The organism is Sphaerotilus microaerophilus (genome assembly GCF_023734135.1).
Taxonomy (GTDB): Bacteria; Pseudomonadota; Gammaproteobacteria; order Burkholderiales; family Burkholderiaceae_C; genus Sphaerotilus; species Sphaerotilus microaerophilus.
Genome location: NZ_AP025730.1, coordinates 345397 through 362473, shown reverse-complemented (window position 1 = coordinate 362473; position 17077 = coordinate 345397). Strand labels below are relative to the sequence as shown.

The 17077-nt window shown below is 71.1% G+C and carries 15 protein-coding genes; 4 read left to right on the top strand and 11 right to left on the bottom strand.

Annotated features, from left to right (window positions below):
- The first annotated feature begins 86 nt into the window (after nt 1–86).
- Complete coding sequence (locus tag NGK70_RS01675; protein WP_251971655.1) at nt 87–491, top strand: helix-turn-helix domain-containing protein; 405 nt, start codon at nt 87–89, stop codon at nt 489–491.
- A gap of 88 nt (nt 492–579) precedes the next feature.
- Here the strand turns inward: NGK70_RS01675 and NGK70_RS01670 are convergent, their stop codons facing one another.
- From NGK70_RS01670 to NGK70_RS01650, 5 genes are all read right to left on the bottom strand, one after another.
- On the bottom strand, nt 580–2196 hold the full coding sequence (locus NGK70_RS01670; protein WP_251971654.1) for an alpha/beta fold hydrolase: 1617 nt from the start codon (nt 2194–2196) through the stop codon (nt 580–582).
- Between the two features lie 374 nt (nt 2197–2570).
- Nucleotides 2571–3311 (bottom strand): DsbA family oxidoreductase, encoded by a 741-nt coding sequence (locus NGK70_RS01665; protein WP_251971653.1) that lies wholly within the window; start codon nt 3309–3311, stop codon nt 2571–2573.
- Nucleotides 3312–3373: 62 nt separating this feature from the next.
- Nucleotides 3374–4348: a Bug family tripartite tricarboxylate transporter substrate binding protein gene (locus tag NGK70_RS01660; RefSeq protein WP_251971652.1), complete on the bottom strand. Its 975-nt coding sequence runs from the start codon at nt 4346–4348 to the stop codon at nt 3374–3376.
- A gap of 56 nt (nt 4349–4404) precedes the next feature.
- The gene (locus NGK70_RS01655; RefSeq protein WP_251971651.1) at nt 4405–5616 is read right to left on the bottom strand and encodes a CaiB/BaiF CoA transferase family protein; all 1212 of its coding nucleotides are present in this window, start codon (nt 5614–5616) and stop codon (nt 4405–4407) included.
- 89 nt (nt 5617–5705) lie between these two features.
- Nucleotides 5706–6680, bottom strand: coding sequence for a hydroxymethylglutaryl-CoA lyase (locus NGK70_RS01650; RefSeq protein ID WP_251971650.1), 975 nt, complete (start codon nt 6678–6680; stop codon nt 5706–5708).
- 81 nt (nt 6681–6761) lie between these two features.
- Here NGK70_RS01650 and NGK70_RS01645 point away from each other — a divergent pair, with 81 nt between their 5' ends.
- Both NGK70_RS01645 and NGK70_RS01640 read left to right on the top strand, forming a co-directional pair.
- The gene (locus tag NGK70_RS01645; RefSeq protein WP_251971649.1) at nt 6762–7712 is read left to right on the top strand and encodes a LysR family transcriptional regulator; all 951 of its coding nucleotides are present in this window, start codon (nt 6762–6764) and stop codon (nt 7710–7712) included.
- Between the two features lie 34 nt (nt 7713–7746).
- Nucleotides 7747–8061 (top strand): rhodanese-like domain-containing protein, encoded by a 315-nt coding sequence (locus tag NGK70_RS01640; protein ID WP_251971648.1) that lies wholly within the window; start codon nt 7747–7749, stop codon nt 8059–8061.
- Between the two features lie 40 nt (nt 8062–8101).
- Here NGK70_RS01640 and NGK70_RS01635 read toward each other — a convergent pair whose 3' ends face one another.
- Together NGK70_RS01635 and NGK70_RS01630 are read right to left on the bottom strand one after the other, a co-directional pair.
- Nucleotides 8102–9658 (bottom strand): response regulator, encoded by a 1557-nt coding sequence (locus NGK70_RS01635; protein ID WP_251971647.1) that lies wholly within the window; start codon nt 9656–9658, stop codon nt 8102–8104.
- 196 nt (nt 9659–9854) lie between these two features.
- On the bottom strand, nt 9855–11093 hold the full coding sequence (locus NGK70_RS01630; RefSeq protein WP_251971646.1) for a cystathionine gamma-synthase family protein: 1239 nt from the start codon (nt 11091–11093) through the stop codon (nt 9855–9857).
- 418 nt (nt 11094–11511) lie between these two features.
- Between NGK70_RS01630 and NGK70_RS01625 the strand changes: the two genes are divergently transcribed.
- Nucleotides 11512–11931, top strand: a complete 420-nt coding sequence (locus NGK70_RS01625) for an SET domain-containing protein (RefSeq protein ID WP_251971645.1) — start codon at nt 11512–11514, stop codon at nt 11929–11931.
- 34 nt (nt 11932–11965) lie between these two features.
- Here NGK70_RS01625 and NGK70_RS01620 read toward each other — a convergent pair whose 3' ends face one another.
- The 4 genes from NGK70_RS01620 to NGK70_RS01605 form a co-directional block, all read right to left on the bottom strand.
- Nucleotides 11966–13759, bottom strand: coding sequence for a sensor histidine kinase (locus NGK70_RS01620; RefSeq protein WP_251971644.1), 1794 nt, complete (start codon nt 13757–13759; stop codon nt 11966–11968).
- A gap of 117 nt (nt 13760–13876) precedes the next feature.
- On the bottom strand, nt 13877–15592 hold the full coding sequence (locus NGK70_RS01615; protein ID WP_251971643.1) for a long-chain-fatty-acid--CoA ligase: 1716 nt from the start codon (nt 15590–15592) through the stop codon (nt 13877–13879).
- A gap of 119 nt (nt 15593–15711) precedes the next feature.
- A complete protein-coding gene (locus NGK70_RS01610; protein ID WP_251971642.1) occupies nt 15712–16554 on the bottom strand; it encodes an HDOD domain-containing protein in 843 nt (280 codons plus the stop codon).
- Between the two features lie 192 nt (nt 16555–16746).
- Nucleotides 16747–17046: a hypothetical protein gene (locus NGK70_RS01605; protein ID WP_251971641.1), complete on the bottom strand. Its 300-nt coding sequence runs from the start codon at nt 17044–17046 to the stop codon at nt 16747–16749.
- Between the last annotated feature and the right edge of the window lie 31 nt (nt 17047–17077).

Here is a 17077-nt window from a genome sequence, read left to right as displayed (position 1 = left end):
CCGGTTGACGTGGTTCTCAACCGGAAGTTTAGGAACAACTGAACAGACAGTTCAGTTTCAGCCCCTCGGAATTGAACTATTTGTTCATGAACGAGAAGCTGGAGTTCTCCGAGCGGCTGCGCGAGGCGATGCGAGTGGCCGGCTATCCGCTGCGCCCGTCGGTGCTGGAGCGCGAGTTCAACACCCGCTACTGGGGCGCGCCGGTGACCATCCAGGCCGTGAGCCGCTGGCTGAACGGCCAAGCCATCCCGTCGCAGGACAAGCTTCAGGTCCTTGCCGAGTGGCTGAAGGTGGAGCCTCAGGTGTTGCGCTTTGGCCCGGAGGTAGCCAGGACGGTGCAGCAGTACAAGGTCCGCTGGGAAGACAAGCTCACCTACCAGGAGCGCGAGACGGTGGACGCCTACCTGCAGCTGCCCGCGCCGCAGCGCAAGCTGGTGCGAGAGGTGATCCTGACCTTTGCGAAGGTGCATCCGCCGGAGGGCGGGGCCTGAGCGGCGGGTCAGCCGGCCAGCTGACTCAGCCCCGGCCGCTCCTGGCCCACCGGCTGTTCTCCGCCAGCCGCCTGCTCGAAGTCGACTTTCACCGCCCCGACCCCTGCGCCCCCGCCGCCGTGCGCGGCCACATGAAGTGCGCGTCGCCGCGGTGCTCCGGGGCGTCCCAGTCGCTCAGCGAGAAGAAGGCGCGGCTGGTGGCGTCGCGCCATTGCATGGCGGCCTCGCTGGCCGTCAGGCTGACGCCGGCGAGGTCGAACCAGCTGTTCTCGGCGCGGATGGCCACGCGGGCGCGGATGCGTGAGGTGGTGACGATCAGCTCGCTGTTGCGGGCGTCGATGGCCACGCCGCGGCCGGCGTCGATGCTGCTGTCGTCGAGGGTGGCCAGGGCGTCGCTGAGGACCAGGGCGCCGATCTGCGCGCCTTCGATGCGCACGTTGCGGCAGCCGTTGAGGGTCAGCTTGTCGATGCGGCCGCTGTAGCGCGCTCCGTCCTGGGCCTGGCAGGTCAGCTCGCCCTGGCTGCGGGTGCTGGCAGTGGTACCGGGCGCAAAACCGGCGCTGCGCGGGGGCACGGGGCCGGTCAGCGCGTCCAGCAGCAGGCGGTTGAACTCGCCGGGGCGCTCGGCCATCGGCGTGTGGCCGGCGCCGGCCATGACCTGCAGGCGCACCTGGGGCATGCGCGCGGCCAGGATGCGGCCGGTGCGTGGCGGCGCGATGCGGTCCTCCGAGCCCCAGATCAGCGTAGTGGGCACGGTGGTTTCACGCAGGGCGGCGGTGAAGTCCTGCTCGACCAGGGTGATCGCGGCATCGGCCTGCACCACGCCGCCCAGCAGGGCCTTGCGTGCCTGGGGGTTGCCCATCAGCCAGGGCAGGAAGTCGAAGCGCGCGTCCTGGCCCAGGAAGAGGTAGGAGCCGAGGTCGCGCAGCCGCCCGCCCATGCCGCGGATCACCGCGTCGAGCGGCGCCACGCCGGTGGAGGGCACCGCCTGGGCGGTCATGTGGCGCATGAAGACCTGCTTGAGCAGCAGGCCGGCGGCATCGACCAGCACGAGCCGGTCGACCAGCGCGGCGTGGCGGTGGGCAAAGTGCAGCGCCACCGCGCCGCCCAGCGAGTGGCCGACGACGTGCACGCGCCGCCCCGGCGCCAGGCGGGTGACCAGCTGCGCGAGCTGCCGGCCGAGGGTGTCGAAGGCGTAGGGGCCGAGCGGCGGGGGCGAGGCGCCAAACCCGGGCAGGTCGACCGCGACGATCTGGAAGCGCGACGCCAGCGCCTGCACCGGCTCGGCCCAGTCGGTGTGGGCGTTCTGGCCCAGGCCGTGGATCAGCAGCAGCACCGGCAGATTCGCTGGTGGATCGGCCGGGCCGGCGCGGCCGACGAACAGCGGTTGTCCACCGGTCATCACATGGCATTCGTAGCGCAGGCCGGGGATGCGCGCGGGCGGCGCCGGGGGCTGGCCGGAGGCCGCCGGCTGGGGCCGCTCCACGCAGGGCGAGTCGCCAAAGGTGGGGATGGGTGCCGGTGGCTCGGCGGCATGGGCCGGAGCAAGGCAATTGAACAGGGCACACCCGATGGCGGCGGCCCAGGCCCTGACCTTGACTCTGACGGCCGACCCACTGCGACGGCCGGGCAGGGAATCGAGGTGCAGGTGGGGATGCAGGTGCTTGCGCGGGCGGGATGGCAGCAGCAGCGATGTCATGGGCATACAGGGGTCATGCGGCCGGATGCGGGAACGCCGCATTGTCGCCACTGCACGGTCGGCACTGAAAAAACGTGCACCAGGCTGCTGCGCATGGCCCCGGCGGCCGGTGGCCGGCCCGGTTTGCACAGGCTCCCGCTCTTTCTTTCTATCTCTCCTTTATAAGACTGATAGTCGTAATAGAGCAGGCACCTTTCTGTGGACAAGTCCGGAAAGCCCTGCTGGATCAACACCTTGGCTGCAAAACAAGCGTGTGCGCAGCCCCGTGGACGGCGGCGGGAGCGATCGGCAACAAGTCGGCGATCGCCGGTAGGGCTGTGGATAGCTGCCTGGTTGTGCCGCAGCGGTCCACAGGGTTGTCCGGGTCCGGACGGGGTGGATCAAGCCGCGGGGGTGGGCTCCGGGTGGGGTGCCGTTGCCGCCTCGCGCAGCGAGCGCTCGAAGACCTCCACCGGCTGCCCGCCGGAGATCAGCCAGCGCTGGTTCAGGATCACCGCCGGCACGGAGTGGATGCCCAGCTCGCCGACCTGGCGCTCGCGCTCGCGCACCTCGTCGGCATGGCGGTTGCTGGCCAGCACGGCGCGTGCCTCCGCCTCGTCGAGCCCGCAGGCCGCGGCACGCTGGGCCAGCAGCTCGCGGTCGCCGGGGTTGAGGCCCTCGGTGAAGTAGGCGCGCAGCAGCGCATGCTTGAGCGCCAGCGCGGCGCCGGCCGGGGCACTGTCACCCTGCACGGTTTCGGCCCAGGCGAGCAGGCGGTGGGCGTCGAAGGTGTTGTAGATGCGCGAGCGGGCGCCCTTGCGGAATTCGAAGCCCACCGCGGCGCCCCGCTCGCGGATCATGTCCTGCGTCGCGCGCAGCTCGTCGGGGCTGCGGCCGTACTTGCGGGTGAGGTGCTCGATGACGTCCTCGCCCTCCGGCACCATTTGCGGGTTCAGCTCGAAGGGGTGCAGGTGGATCTCGGCCTGGATGGCCGGCGCCACGCGAGCCAGCGCGGCTTCCAGCGCATGCAGGCCGATGGCGCACCAGGGGCAGGAGACGTCGGAGACGAAGTCGATGCGGACGACGGTGGCGGCGTCCGCTGCAGCGGAGGTGGGGGAAGAAGAGGAGGAGGGGGCGTTCATCCGCCTCATCGTACGGCGCCCGGGCCGATCGTGCAGGCCCGGGGACAGCCTGGCCGCAACGGCTACTGAGCCTCGACGCCGGCCTTCTTCACCAGCGCGGCGTACTTGGCCAGCTCGGTCTTGAAGAACTGCTGGGCGACCTCGCTGGTCGAGACGTTGATGACGTTGCCCTGCTTGGCCATCGTCTCCTTGACGCCGGCATCCGCGAAGGCCGCCACCACCGCGTCGTGCACGCGCTTGACCTCGGCCGGGGCCATGCCCTTGGGGCCGATCACCGCGAACCAGGCCTCCACCACGTAGCCGGGCACGCCCTGCTCGACGAAGGTGGGGATGTCCGCCGCAGCCGGTACGCGCTGCGTCGTGCCCACGCCAATGGCGCGCAGCGCGCCGCTCTTGATGTGCTGCTGCACGCTGGGCAGCGCGGCGGTGGCAAATTCGATCTGCCCGCCGATCAGGTCGGTCACCATCGGGCCGACGCCCTTGTAGGGGATGTGGCGCGCCTTGGCGTTGACCTCGTCGAGGTACATCTCGGCGGCCAGGTGCAGGATGGTGCCGTTGCCGCCGGAGCCGAAGTTCAGCTCACCCGGACGGCTCTTGAGCAGCGCGGCGAACTCGGCCGAGTTCTTGGCCGCCACCCGGGCCGGGTTGACCACCAGCACCACCGGGGTGTAGCCGCAGACGGCGATCGGGGTGAAGTCGCCCGGCATGTTGAAGGGCAGGGACTTCAGCACGCTGGGGAAGATCACCACGTTGTTGGACACCACGCCCAGCGTGTGGCCGTCCGGTGCGGCGCGGGCGATGGACTGCAGGCCGACCACGCCGCCGGCGCCGGGCTGGTTGTCCACCACCACGGTGGCGCCCAGGGCCTTGGCCAGCGCGTTCTGCGCCGCGCGGGTGATGGCGTCCACGCCCGAGCCGGTGGCGTTGGGCAGGATGAACTTCACCACCTTGCCTTCGGACTGGGCGGCGGCCCAGCCGGGCAGGGTGGCCAGCGCTGCGGCGGCGAGGGTGTGCAGGGCGGTGCGGCGGTCGGTCATGGGGGCGGTCTCCGTCGGGATGTTGTCGGAATCGTTGTCAGGGTGGTTGTCGTGCTTCAGGCGATGGCGCCGGCCTGGCGCAGGGCAGCGCGCTCGGCGTCACCATAGCCCAGGCGGGCGAGCTGCTCGTCGGTGTGTTCCCCGTGGCGCGGCGGCTGCAGGTGCACGCCCAGGCGCTGGCCGTCCAGCGTGAAGGGGAAGAGCGTGGTCTGCACCGTCTGGCCGGCGCGCTCGCCATCGGCCAGCACGATGTCCGCCAGCCCGCCGGTGGCCAGCAGGTGCGGGTCGTCGTAGAGGTCTTCCGGCCGGCGGATCGGCGCGTAGGGCAGGCCGGCGCCTTCCATGACCGCGGCCAGATCGGCGGCGCTGCGGTGGGCAAAGCGCTCGCGCAGCGTGGCCAGCAGGCGGGGGCGCTTGGCCACGCGCTGGTTGTTGCTGGCCAGCGCCGGGTCGGCGGCCAGATCGGGCAGGTCGAGCACCTGGCAGAACACCTTCCACTGCGCGTCGCTCACCGCGGCCAGGAAGATCTGCTCGCCCTCGGCCACGGTGAACACGTCGTAGATCGCCCAGGGGCTGTGGCGCGCCGGCATGGGCGCGGCGGCCTGGCCGGTGACGGCGTACTGCAGCATGTGCTGGCCGACCAGGAAGACGTTGTTCTCGAACAGCGCCGACTGCACCTCCATGCCGCGGCCGGTGATCCCGCGCTGCACCAGCGCGCCCAGCGTGCCGATGGCGCCGAACAGGCCGCCCATGATGTCGTTGACGCTGGTGCCCGCGCGCAGCGGGTCGCCGGGGCGGCCGGTCATGTAGGCCAGACCGCCCATCATCTGCACCACCTCGTCGAGCGCGGTGCGGTGCTCGTAGGGCCCGGGCAGGAAGCCCTTGTGGCTGACGTAGATCAGCCGCGGGTTGACGGCCGCGAGCGCGGCGTAGTCCAGCCCGTACTTGGCCATGGTGCCGGGCTTGAAGTTCTCAATCACCACGTCGGCGCTGGCCGCCAGCCGGCGTGCCACTTCCGCGCCGTCGGGGTGGTGCAGGTTGACCTCGACGCTCTTCTTGTTGCGGTTGAACATCGGGAAGAAGCCGGCCCCGGCGCCCACCAGCCGGCGCGTGTTCTCGCCGCCGATGGGTTCGAGCTTGATCACCTCGGCGCCCAGGTCGGCCAGCACCATGCCGCAGGTCGGGCCCATCACCATGTGGGTGAACTCCAGCACCTTCAGGCCGGCCAGCGGGCGGATCGGGGCGGGGGAGGGTGTCTGGGTGCTCATCTCGTTGTCTCCGGTCGAATTCAGCCAGCGGCCACCGCGGATCCGGCTCTGCCGGTCTGCTGGTGGCGCCCCCTTGAGGGGGAGCGGCGTCAGCCGCAACGGGGGTGGGTCAAAGTTTTCGGCAGCCCGGCGCGCCAGATGCTGCCATGCAGCGGCTCGCCCTCCAGCCACGTCGCGAGGTGGCCGCGCAGTGCCATCAGCCGCTCGAAGTCCAGCCCGGTGGGCTGCCCCATGCTGGCGAAGAGGTAGGCGACGTCCTCGGTGGCGACGTTGCCGCTGGCGCCCGGTGCGTGCGGGCAGCCGCCGATGCCGCCCACGCAGGCATCGAAGCGGCGCACCCCCACCGACCAGGCGGCGTAGACGTTGGCCAGCCCGAGCCCGCGGGTGTCGTGGAAGTGGCCGCAGGCCAGGCGCCCCTCTTCAGGTTTGCCGGCGATCTCGAAGGCCAGGGTGAACAGCGCCGCCACCTGCGCCGGGTTGGCGTAGCCCACCGTGTCGGCCAGGCCGATGCGCTCCACGCCCAGATCGACCAGCGCGCGCATCAGGCGCAGCACCTCGGCGGGGTCGACGCGGCCCTGGATGGTGCAGCCGAAGGCGGTGCTCAGGCCCACCTCCAGCCGGCAGGCGGAGCCGGCGGCGTCGCGCGCGGCGCGGATGGCCTCGATCTCGCGCAGCACCTCGTCGGGCGTGCGGCGCAGGTTGGCCAGGCTGTGCGCGTGGCTGGCCGACAGCGGCAGCAGCATCCAGTCGGCCTGCGCCTCCATCGCCGCCTGGGCGCCGCGCAGGTTGGGCACCAGCACCGAGGCGGTCAGGCCCGGCAGCGTCTTCGCAAAGGCCAGCAGCTCGGCGGTGTCGGCCAGCTGCGGCAGCAGCCGGGCGGGCACGAAGGAGCCGACCTCGACCTCGCGCAGGCCGGCGTCGACAGCGTCCTGCAACCACTGGCGCTTGACTTCGGTGGGCACAGTGCGGGTAATGGCCTGCAGGCCGTCACGCAGGCCGACCTCACGGATGGTGACGGCGGGGAAACGGTCGGCGGCGGTGGCCGGAGAAGGTGGGGTTGCCATGCTGGGCATTGTCTGGATTCCCGATCGGGATCCAAGCGATATATTTTCAGCCTCAGCGTTCCCATTGAGAACGAAACTCCCGTGTTTTCCCCAGTCCCCCCGGAGAACGGACCGAGCGTGCCGCGTGAATTCGACCCCGTCAGCCTGCGCCTGTTCGTCGCGATCTGCGAGGAGGGCCACATCGCGCGCGCTGCCCAGCGCGAGGCGCTGGTGCCCTCGGCGGTGAGCAAGCGCCTGGCCGCGCTGGAGGCGCAGATCGGCGCCCCGCTGCTGCTGCGCGCGCGCCGCGGGGTGGAGCCGACGCCGGCCGGGCACGCGCTGCTGCGCCAGTCGCGCGAGCTGCTGGCGGCGATGGAGCGCATGCACGCCGAGCTGAGCGACTTCGCAGCCGGCGTGCAGGGCAGTGTGCGCGTGGTGGCCAGCGCCTCGGTGCTGGCCGGCTGGCTGCCCGACGACGTGGCGGCCTTCCTCGCCCAGCACCCGCAGGTGCGCGTGACGCTCGACGAGCGTGCCGGCCAGGACGTGGTGCGCGAGGTGCGCGAGGGCGCGGCCGACCTCGGCGTGACCTGGGACCGCATAGACAGCCGCGGCCTGCCGCAGCGCCCCTACCGGCGTGACCACCTGGGCGTGGCGATGCTGGCCGGGCACCCGCTGGCCCAGCGCGACAGCCTGCGCTTTGCCGACCTGCTGGACCACCCGCAGGTGGGCATCGTGCCCGGCGGGCAGCTGGACCGCCTGCTGCGCCAGCAGGCTGCGCTGCTCGGGCGGGACTACGCGCCGCGCATGCAGGTGGCCAGCCTGGAGGCGGGCGCGCGCATCGTCGCGGCCGGGCTCGGGCTGGCGATCCTGCCCTTCGAGGTGGCCGTCTCACCAATCGGCGCCTCGCGGATGGTCCTGCGTCCGTTGGCCGAGGACTGGGCCGAACGCCACCTCGTCGTGGTCAGCCGCGAGGAGCGCTGGCTGTCGGCCACCACGCGGGCCCTGGCATCCCACCTCGACAGCCGGCGCCGATCCCCGGCGCCGCTCACTTGAACCCCACCCCTTGGCGATACCCGCCAGATCGACGATGACCCACCGCCGCCTCACCGCCGCCGAATTGCCCGAGTGGCTGGCCGCCCATCCCGACGCGCTGCTGCTCGATGCCCGCGACAGCGCCCGCCATGCCCAGGGCCACCTGCCCGGTGCGATGCGCCTGGACGGTCACAACCACGACGCCCTGCTGCGCGAGGAGCCCCGCTCGCGCCCGGTGCTCGTCTACTGCTACAGCGGCAACAGCAGCCAGGCCTGGGCGCGGCTGTTCGCGCAGGCCGGGTTCAGCGAGGTGGCCGACCTGGCCGGCGGTTGGGTCACCTGGCAGCTGACGGCCGCGGACCGGCGCTGACGCGCGGGCGGACGGCGCACGCCGGTTCAGGCCGGTTGCCTCAAGGCAGTTGGCGCAGGTCGTCCAGCGCGGACAGGAACTCGAAGCTGCGCACCGCCGCAGCCACCCGCTCGAAGCTGCTGCCCAGCACCGCGCGCAGCTGCGCGGCATGCTCGTCGAACAGCGCCAGGCTGTGCGGATCTCCCGTCTCCAGCGCTTCGAGCAGGCGCGCTCGCAGGGCCGCCCAGGCCACGCTGCGGACCGTGGTGGCACCGACCTGGGCGGCGACCCCCTTGAGGGTGTGGGCCAGCCGCTCGGCCGTCAGCCAGTCACCGGCCGAGCAGGCGGCGGCGATTCGCACCGGTACACCGGTCTGACCCTGCACGAAGGAGGCCAGCAGGTGGCGATACAGGTCCTCCCGCCCGAGCGACTGGCGCAGGCCCAGCGCGGCATCGAACCCGGCGATCCCGCCCAGCGACAGGCCCGAATCGGCCGCCTCACCCGCCTCGGGCGGTGCCGGGACCGGCGCCGCCCCACTGGCGCGGGCGGGCGACGCCGCGGGAACCCAGTGGTGCAGCAGATTTGCCAGCAGCTGCGGGTCGATCGGCTTGGCAAGATGCTCGTTCATGCCGGCATCCAGGCAGCGCTGGCGGTCACTGCTCATGGCGTTGGCGGTCATCGCGATGATGGGCAGCGTGGCCAGGCCGGGCAGGCGGCGGATCTCGCGCGTGGCGGTGAGGCCGTCCATCACCGGCATCTGCATGTCCATCAGCACCACGTCGTCGGGCCGGCGCTGCACCTGCGCCAGGGCCTTGGCACCGTCGGGGGCCAGGTCGACCTCGAGCCCGAGGTCGCGCAGCAGTTCGAGGGCGACCTCCTGGTTGAGCTCGTTGTCCTCCACCAGCAGGGCGCCGGCGGCGGTGAGCAGCGCATAGCCCGCGTAGGCCAGGTAGGCGGGCAACGGGCCGCTCAGCGGCTCGCCGAACCACTTGCGCTGCAGGGCTTCCTGGGTCTGCGCGTCGATACGCGCAAAGCCGTCGCTCACCCGCGCCAGCGTGCCGGCATCGCCCTTGCGCACCGCCCAGCGCAGCTCGCTGGTGTACAGCGGCGCGGTGTGCATGAAGGCGTCGCGCAGGCCGAGCTCGGTCAACAGGTCGTCGGCGGGCTGCTCGTTCATGCAGAACACCACCACCTCCTGGCGCAGTGCCGCGCGCGCCAGGGCCGCGTAGCTGGGGTAGCGCTGCAGCCGCTGCACGCCGGCGGCGGCCAGGTGGTCGACACAGCGGTCACCGTCCTTCACGCCCACCGTGAAGTCCCGCGCCGACGCCGCATCGGTGATGCCCGACAGGTACGCCCGGAAGAACAGCATCACCTTCAGCTCGGAGTGCGGTGCCGAGAAGTCGTACAGCGCCTCGCGCGCCGGGGTGCGCGCGATGGTGTCGATGACCTGCGCGCCGCCCTCGCGCATCACCTGCTGGGCCTGCGCCCAGTCCATGCCCCGCAGCTGCACCGCCACACCGGTGCGCGCCTGCCAGATCCGCCAGCGCTCCGGCAGGTAGCCCTGCAGTTCGCCCGCGGCGTCGCGCATCACGTAGGGTGGGAAGCTGTCGTCGAGCACGACCGTGAGGGCCCGGGTCGCCAGTTGCGCCCCCGATGCGGCCGGGGCACTGGCAGACGGAGGCGGCGCAGGCGCGGCCCACGCCGCGACCCCGAGATGGCAGGCCATACCGAGTGCCCACAGCCCCTTCCTGATCCGCATTGCCGCCTGCCCCGCTTTGCGAGATTCACCGCGGCAGTTTGCCACGCGGGCAGGTTCAGTCGCCGCCCAGCGCCTGGGCGAAGTCGGCGATCACGTCGGCCTCGTCCTCCAGCCCCAGCGAGACGCGGATCAGCCCGTCGGCGATGCCCATCTCGGCGCGCACCTCGGCCCCGGCCTCCCAGAAGATCGTCGGTGCCACCGGGATGACGAGGGTGCGGGTGTCGCCCAGGCCGGTGGCCAGCACCGCCAGGCGCAGGCGGTTCATCGTCGCGCTCAGCGTCGACGGGTCCTTCAGCTCGAAGGAGAGCAGCCAGGAGCCGGCGCTGAACAGCGCACTGGCCACGCCATGTTGCGGGTGCGAGGCCAGCCCGGGGTAATGCACCCGCGCGACGGCCGGATGGGCTTCCAGGAAGCGCGCCAGCGTCAGCGCCGTGCGGCTGGACTGCGTGGTGCGCAGCATCAGCGTCTCGGCGCCCAGTGAGATGCGGTGCGCCTGCTCGGGCGCCAGCGCGGCGCCCAGGTCGCGCAGGCCCTTCTTGCGGATCTGCGCCAGGCCCCAGCCGCCTGCGTCGCCCGTGCGGTAGGCGCCGAAGAGGTTGGGGTAGCCGCTCCAGTCGAACCGGCCGGTGTCGGTCACGGCGCCGCCGAGGGCCGCGCCGTGCCCGGCGATCGTCTTGGTGAGCGAATTCACGACCAGGCCGGCGCCGACGCTGGCCGGCCGGAACAGCGCAGGCGAGGTGATGGTGTTGTCCACCACATAGAGCAGGCCGTGCTCGCGGCAGAACTCGCCGATCGCTGCCAGGTCCGGCACCTGCGTGCCGGGGTTGGCGATGGTCTCGACGAACACCATGCGGGTGTTCGGGCGCAGCGCGGCGGCCACGCCGGCCACCGAGGTGGCGTCCACCTTGCTGACCTCGACGCCGAAGTCCCCCAGCGTGCCGAACACGCTGTTGGTGTTGCCGAAGACGTGCTTGCTGGCAATCAGGTGGTCACCCGCGCGCAGCAGGGTGAAGAAGACCGCCGCGATCGCCGCCATGCCGGTCGAGAAGCAGATGCTGCCGCGCCCGCCCTCCATCTGCGTGAGCAGCGCCTCCAACGCCGCCGTGGTCGGCGTGCCCTGGCGGGCGTAGTTGTAGGCGCCCTTGAGGGTGCCCTGGAAGACACCGATCAGGTTCTCCACCCGGTCGAAGCCGTACTGGACCGAGGTGTGGATGGGCTTGTGCAGGCCGCCGTGCTCCACGCCGAAACGGCGGTCGGCGTGCAGGAGGCGGGTGGTGAGGTCGGAGTCTTTCATGGACGCAGTGCTGCCTGAGGGGTTGGGCAAGCATAGCGCCGCCCCGTGGCCTGGGGCAGCGGGCTGCCGTGGGCCGGTGCTGCACCGGTGTGGGGCCGATTTTCCGCAGGCGCGTTCTTCTTCTTCTCTATGGTCACTTTTATAACTGGTGGTCGTAGTAGAGGTGGCCATCGGCTGTGGACAAGTCGGTTTTATCCAGTACCGACGCGCACTTGCGTGGCCGCCAACGCTGTGGGCGGGACCCTGGACTGCGCAGGCACAGTTCGACAACAACCTGGTCGACCGGGGCCGACCCTGTGGGCAAGCGGGTGCTTGTGCCAGGACTGTCCACAGCCTTGTGCCTTGACAGGGGTGGGTGGCGCGGGTCTGATCGCGCCTCGCTGCACCGCTTTCGACCACTTTCAGGACATTTCCCCGCATGGGCACGCCCGCCAACCCGCAGAAGTACGCCGTCACCAACGCCCCCAGCCGCATCGATGGCACCGGGGCCTTCGCGGGCGAGCCGATCCCGGGGCGGCGCAAGATCGGCGAGATCCGCGGCGAGACGATCAGCGTGTACGAGGCCTGGGAGCGCGCCAGGAAGCTGGAGCGCATCATGATCGTGGAGGTCAACGAGCGCCGCGCGATCGACGCCTCGCGCTCGGCCGACCCGCTGCGCTTCACCAACCACTCCTGCCGACCCAACGCGGTGCTGCGCATCCGCCAGGGGCGTGTGGAGATCTACGCGATGCGCGACATCGCGCCGGGCGAGGAAATCACCTGCGACTACGGCGAGACGCACCACGAGGGCAAGCTGACCTGCCGCTGTGGTGCACCGGGCTGCCGCGGCGCGCTCTGAGCGGGACTGGTCGCCCGGCGTCGGTGCCTGATGTTCAGGCCGGCGGCACGGCCGGCAGCGTCAGCGTGAAGCGCGAACCTTCGCCCACCGTGGACTGCAGCGTCAGCGTACCGCCCATGCGCTCGGCCAGGGCGCGGGCCAGCGCCAGGCCGAGGCCAGTGCCGCCGTGCTGGTAGCTCACGCGGTCGTTGCCCTGGCGGAAGCGCTCGAAGATCGTGTCCTGCAACTCAGGCGGGATGCCGGGGCCGGTGTCCACCACATGCAGCTGCAGCCGGTCGGCATCGGCGTCCACCTCGATGTGGATGCTGCCGGCGTCGGTGAACTTGACCGCGTTGGACAGCAGGTTGTTCAGCACCTGCTTCAGGCGCAGGCCGTCGCACAGCCAGGTCTCGGGCGCACCGGCGGCGAACCGGGTGCCCAGCGTCAGGGCCTTCTCGGCCGCGGACACCTGGAAGAAGCCCACGGTCTGGTCGATCAGCTCAAGCAGCTTCTGCGGCTCGGGGTTCATCGGCATCGCGCCGGCCTCCACCTTGGCGAGGTCGAGGATTTCAGTGAGCAGCGCGTTCAGGTGCTCCGCGCCCTTGCGGATCAGCCCGGCCATGTCGCGGAACTTGGGCTGCTCGATGCGCCGCTCCATCAGCTCGGCAAAGCCGCGGATGCTGGTCAGCGGGGTGCGCAGCTCGTGCGAGATGGCGGCCAGGAACTCGCTCTTGGCACGGCTGGCCGCCTGTGCCTGGGCCTCGCTGACGGCCAGCGCCGCATTGCTGCGTTCCAGCCGGCGCAGGCTGGCCAGGAAGATGAACGCCGCGGCCCCCACCGCCAGGCTGAGCAGTGCGGACAGGCCGATCAGCACGTTGCGGTAGCTGCGCCAGCCGGCCAGTGCCTCGTCCACCGACGAGGCCACGAAGATGTAGATGGGGTAGTCGGCCACCTTGCGGTAGGCGATCGAGCGCTCGACGGTGTCGATCGAGCTGGCGGCGGTGTAGTGGCCTTCGGCGCCGAGCTCGCCGCGCGCCAGCGGGCTGCTGGCGCCGAGCTTGCCGCCCATGTCCACCGCCTTGCTGCCGATCACGCGGGCACGGATGGTCAGGTCGGTGCCGGCGATGGTGACGCCGCCCTGCTGGCCCAGCGCCACCTGGCGGAACACCTCCTCGAAGTAGGCCGGGTCGAGCGAGGCGACCACCGCGCCGAGCGCCCGGCCGTCAGGAGCCACGATCTTCCGGGAGAGCTGGATCGTCCAGCGCTTGGAGACCTTGCCCAGCACCGGCTTGCTGATGAAGAGCCCGTTGGGCGGCAGCTTGGCGGCATCGGCGGCGTAGGCCGGGTTCAGGTGGATGCGGACATGCTCGCGCTCGGACAGGTCGACATGGCCCGTCTTGCTGCCGTCGGGGTCGAGGTTGCTGCCAACGAATCGCCCATCCGGGCCGACCAGCGACAGCTGCACCAGGATCTTCGGTGCCAGGCCGGTCTCGTTGGCGTAGCGCACCAGGTCGGGCAGCGGCGTCTGGCCGCTGGCCACATCGTCGCGCACGCGCAGCGTGGCCTGGTCGGTGGTGGCGATCACGCGCAGGGTCTGCTCCTGTAGCGCGCGCGCGATGTTGGTGTTCTGCCGCGCCTCGGCGGCCAGGGTGTCGGCGTGCTTGTCGATCAGCAGCAGCACGACGGCCAGCCAGACCACCAGCAGCGTGGCCGCTGCGAAGGCCAGCGCGAAGTGGCTGAGTTGCCAGCGCGACCGCTCGGGCAGTGGCGCCGCCGGTCCGTCGCCAGCGGCGGTGGTAGCCGTGGCGTTGGTGGCGTTGGTGGCGGGAAGAGGGGGGACGGTGCTCATGCGACATCCTGGCGTGTCCGGCCGGACCCGGATCGACGCCGCCAGCCTGCCACAAGGTGCGGGCTGGCGATTCGCATCTGATCAATCAGACCACGCAGATCACGCTGGACGGTCCGATCAGTTCGAACGCAGTTCGCGGCGCAGGATCTTGCCCACGTTGGATTTCGGCAGGTCGTCGCGAAAATCGATGTACTTCGGCCGCTTGTAGCCCGTGAAGTTGTCATGGCAGTAGCGCGTGATGTCGTCCTCGTCGAGCGCCGGGTCGCGCTTGACGACGAAGAGCTTCACCGCCTCGCCCGAGTGCATGTCGGGTACGCCCACCGCGGCGCATTCGAGCACGCCCGGGTGCAGGTTGACCACCTGCTCGATCTCGTTGGGGTACACGTTGAAGCCCGAGACCAGGATCATGTCCTTCTTGCGGTCGACGATGCGCACGTAGCCGCGCTCGTCCATGATGCCGATGTCGCCGGACTTGAACCAGCCGTCGGCGCTGAGCACCTGCGCGGTTTCCTCGGTGCGCTGCCAGTAGCCGGCCATCACCTGCGGGCCGCGGATGCAGATCTCGCCGCGCTCGCCGATGGGCTGGTCGCGCCCGTCATCGTCGCGGATGGCGATCTCCGTGCCCGGCACGGGCAGGCCGATGGTGCCGGTGAACTCCTTCAGGTCGAGCCGGTTCGCGGTGGCCACCGGCGAGGTTTCCGACAGGCCGTAGCCCTCGCAGATCGGGCAGCCGGTGAGCTTGAGCCACTTCTCGGCGGTGGCCTGCTGCACCGCCATGCCGCCGCCGTTGGAGACCACCAGCTCGGAGAAGTCCAGCCGGGCGAAGTCCGGGTCGTTGGCCAGCGCGTTGTAGAGCGTGTTGACCGCCGGGAACATGTGCACGCGGTGGCCGCTGATCGCCTTCACCAGGCTGGGCAGGTCGCGCGGGTTGGGGATCAGCAGGTTGCGCCCGCCCAGGCGCAGGCCCATGAAGTAGCACACCGTCAGCGCGAAGATGTGGTACAGCGGCAGCGCACAGACGATGGTCAGCTGCCGGTGGCCCACCTTGCTGAGCATGGGGTTGAACCAGGCCTCGGTCTGCAGGATGTTGGCCACCACGTTGCGGTGCAGCAGCACCGCGCCCTTGGACACGCCGGTGGTACCTCCGGTGTACTGCAGGAAGGCGATGTCGTCGCCGCGCACCGGCACCCGCGTATAGGCGCGCTGGCCGCCCTGGCGGATGGCGTCGTTGAAGCGCGTGACCGTGCGGCCGTCGGTGAGCGGCAGGCGGAACTCCGGCACCATCTTCTTGACGTGCCGCACCACGAAGTTGACCAGCGGGCCGCGCCACCAGTTCAGCATGTCACCCAGCGCCACCAGCACGACGTGGCGCACGGGGCTGTGCTCGATGACTTCTTCGAGCGTGTGGGCCACGTTCTCCAGCACGACGATGGCCTCGGCGCCCGAGTCCTTGAGCTGGTGCTCCAGCTCGCGCGCGGTGTAGAGCGGGTTGACGTTGACCACCACCATGCCGGCGCGCAGCACACCGGCGATCGCCACCATGTACTGCGGCGTGTTGGGCATCATCAACGCCACGCGGGCGCCGCGCTGCAGGCCACGCTGCTGCAGCCAGCCGGCCAGGGCGGCCGACTGCCGGTCCAGCTCGTCGAAGCGCAGGCGCTGCTCCATGTACAGCGAGGCCTCGCGTGAGGCGTAGCGGCGGAAGGCATCGTCCAGCAGGTCGACCAGGCTCGTGGCCGGGTCCTGGTCGATGCGCTCGGGCACCCCGGCCGGGTAGCTTTTCAGCCAGGGGAAGGAGGGGATGTTGTCGTTGGGGGCGGTGAGCTGGGACATGGCGCCGATCGTGGCAGAAGGCCCCGGCGCCTGCGTCGGGGCTTGTCCTAGCCGATCGTCGCGCCGGTGACAGCCTTCCCCGCCCGGGCAGGTCTGCCCGATCGGAGCCGATCAGGCAGTCAGGACTCGATGCCCAGAAGCAGGCGCTGGGTGGACGGCTCGGACAGGTTGAGCAGCTCGGCCACTTCGGCGATGTCGTCCGGCAACGCGGCGTTGTCCCAGCCCTGCTCGGTGTGGCGCGCCACCTGTACCGCCAGGCGCACCGTACGCACCTGCGGGTAGATCAGCGCGTGGCCGGCGGCGTGGTCGTCGGTGAGCTGGATCAGCAGCTGGGGCAGGCGCCAGGCGCGCATGAGTTGCTGCTCAAGTTCGCCCAGCTCGATGTTGAGCACCTCGCGCTGCGCGGCGCGCGAACGCAGGTGCGGGTCGGCGGCGAGCCGGCGGGCCACCTCCAGGGCCAGTGCAGGCGCATGGCACCAGAGCAGCATCTCGGCAAAGTCGTGCAGCAGCGCCGCCTCGCGCAGCACCGTCGCATCGCCGTCCATGCGGTGCACTGCAAAGGCCTGGGCAAATCGCGCGGCCCGGTGGGCCCGGGCGAGCACCTTCTCCAGCCCGGCCAGCGCCTCGGGCGAGTCGGCCAGGTGCTGCTCGACCGTCTCCAGCGCCGAGAAGTCGCGGAAGAAGGGGGTGATGCCCATCAGCAGCACGCCGGCGGTGACGGTCTCGGCATCGGTGACCTGGCGGGCGTGGCGGTGCCCGGCGGTGTGCACCATCAGGCGCAGCGTCATCAGCGGGTCGTCCTCCACCGCGCGGGCGATCATGGCGGCGTCCACGCAACCGCGGGCCTCCTCGGCCTGGGCGAGCAGGGCGATCTCCTCGGCCGTGCCGGCCAGCACGGGGATGGGCTGGCGGCGCAGGTGGTCGGTCCAGGCGGCGAGATCGGGCAAGGGTCGGGTCAGCATCACGTCACTCCGCAGCATCCTCGGGCAGACGGGCCAGACCGCAGCGGTAGGCACGCCTGTCGCGGTTATCGACGATGGGGCGGTGGGCCGGAGCCCGGTCCCCGCCGCCGAGTGGGCCGCACGGACCGGATCCGTCCATTCCGTCACGCCACCGCATTTCACATCATGCCGTGGCTGCTTTGTGCGGCAGGATCACAGACGGTCGACCTCCGGCAGCAGGTAGACCAGCTCGCCGCCGCGGTACAGCGCACCGAAGCGGCGGCCGTCGAGCTCGACCTGGCCGAACTCCAGGTCGGCGCCCTCGGCGGCGCAGGCCTCGCGGGCGTTGCGCTCGCGTCGCGCGGCGCGCTGTTGGGCCTGGGCGCAGCGGGCCTGTTCGAGCCAGTGCATCAGGGCGAGCCCCTGGCGATGCAGCCGCTGGCGGACGGCGGGCAGCCAGCCCAGGAAGGTGCGGGTGCCCAGGACGGCCCGGGCGCTCAGGGATGTGGCCATGATCGGCCTCCTCATCGTGAGGCGGCCCGCC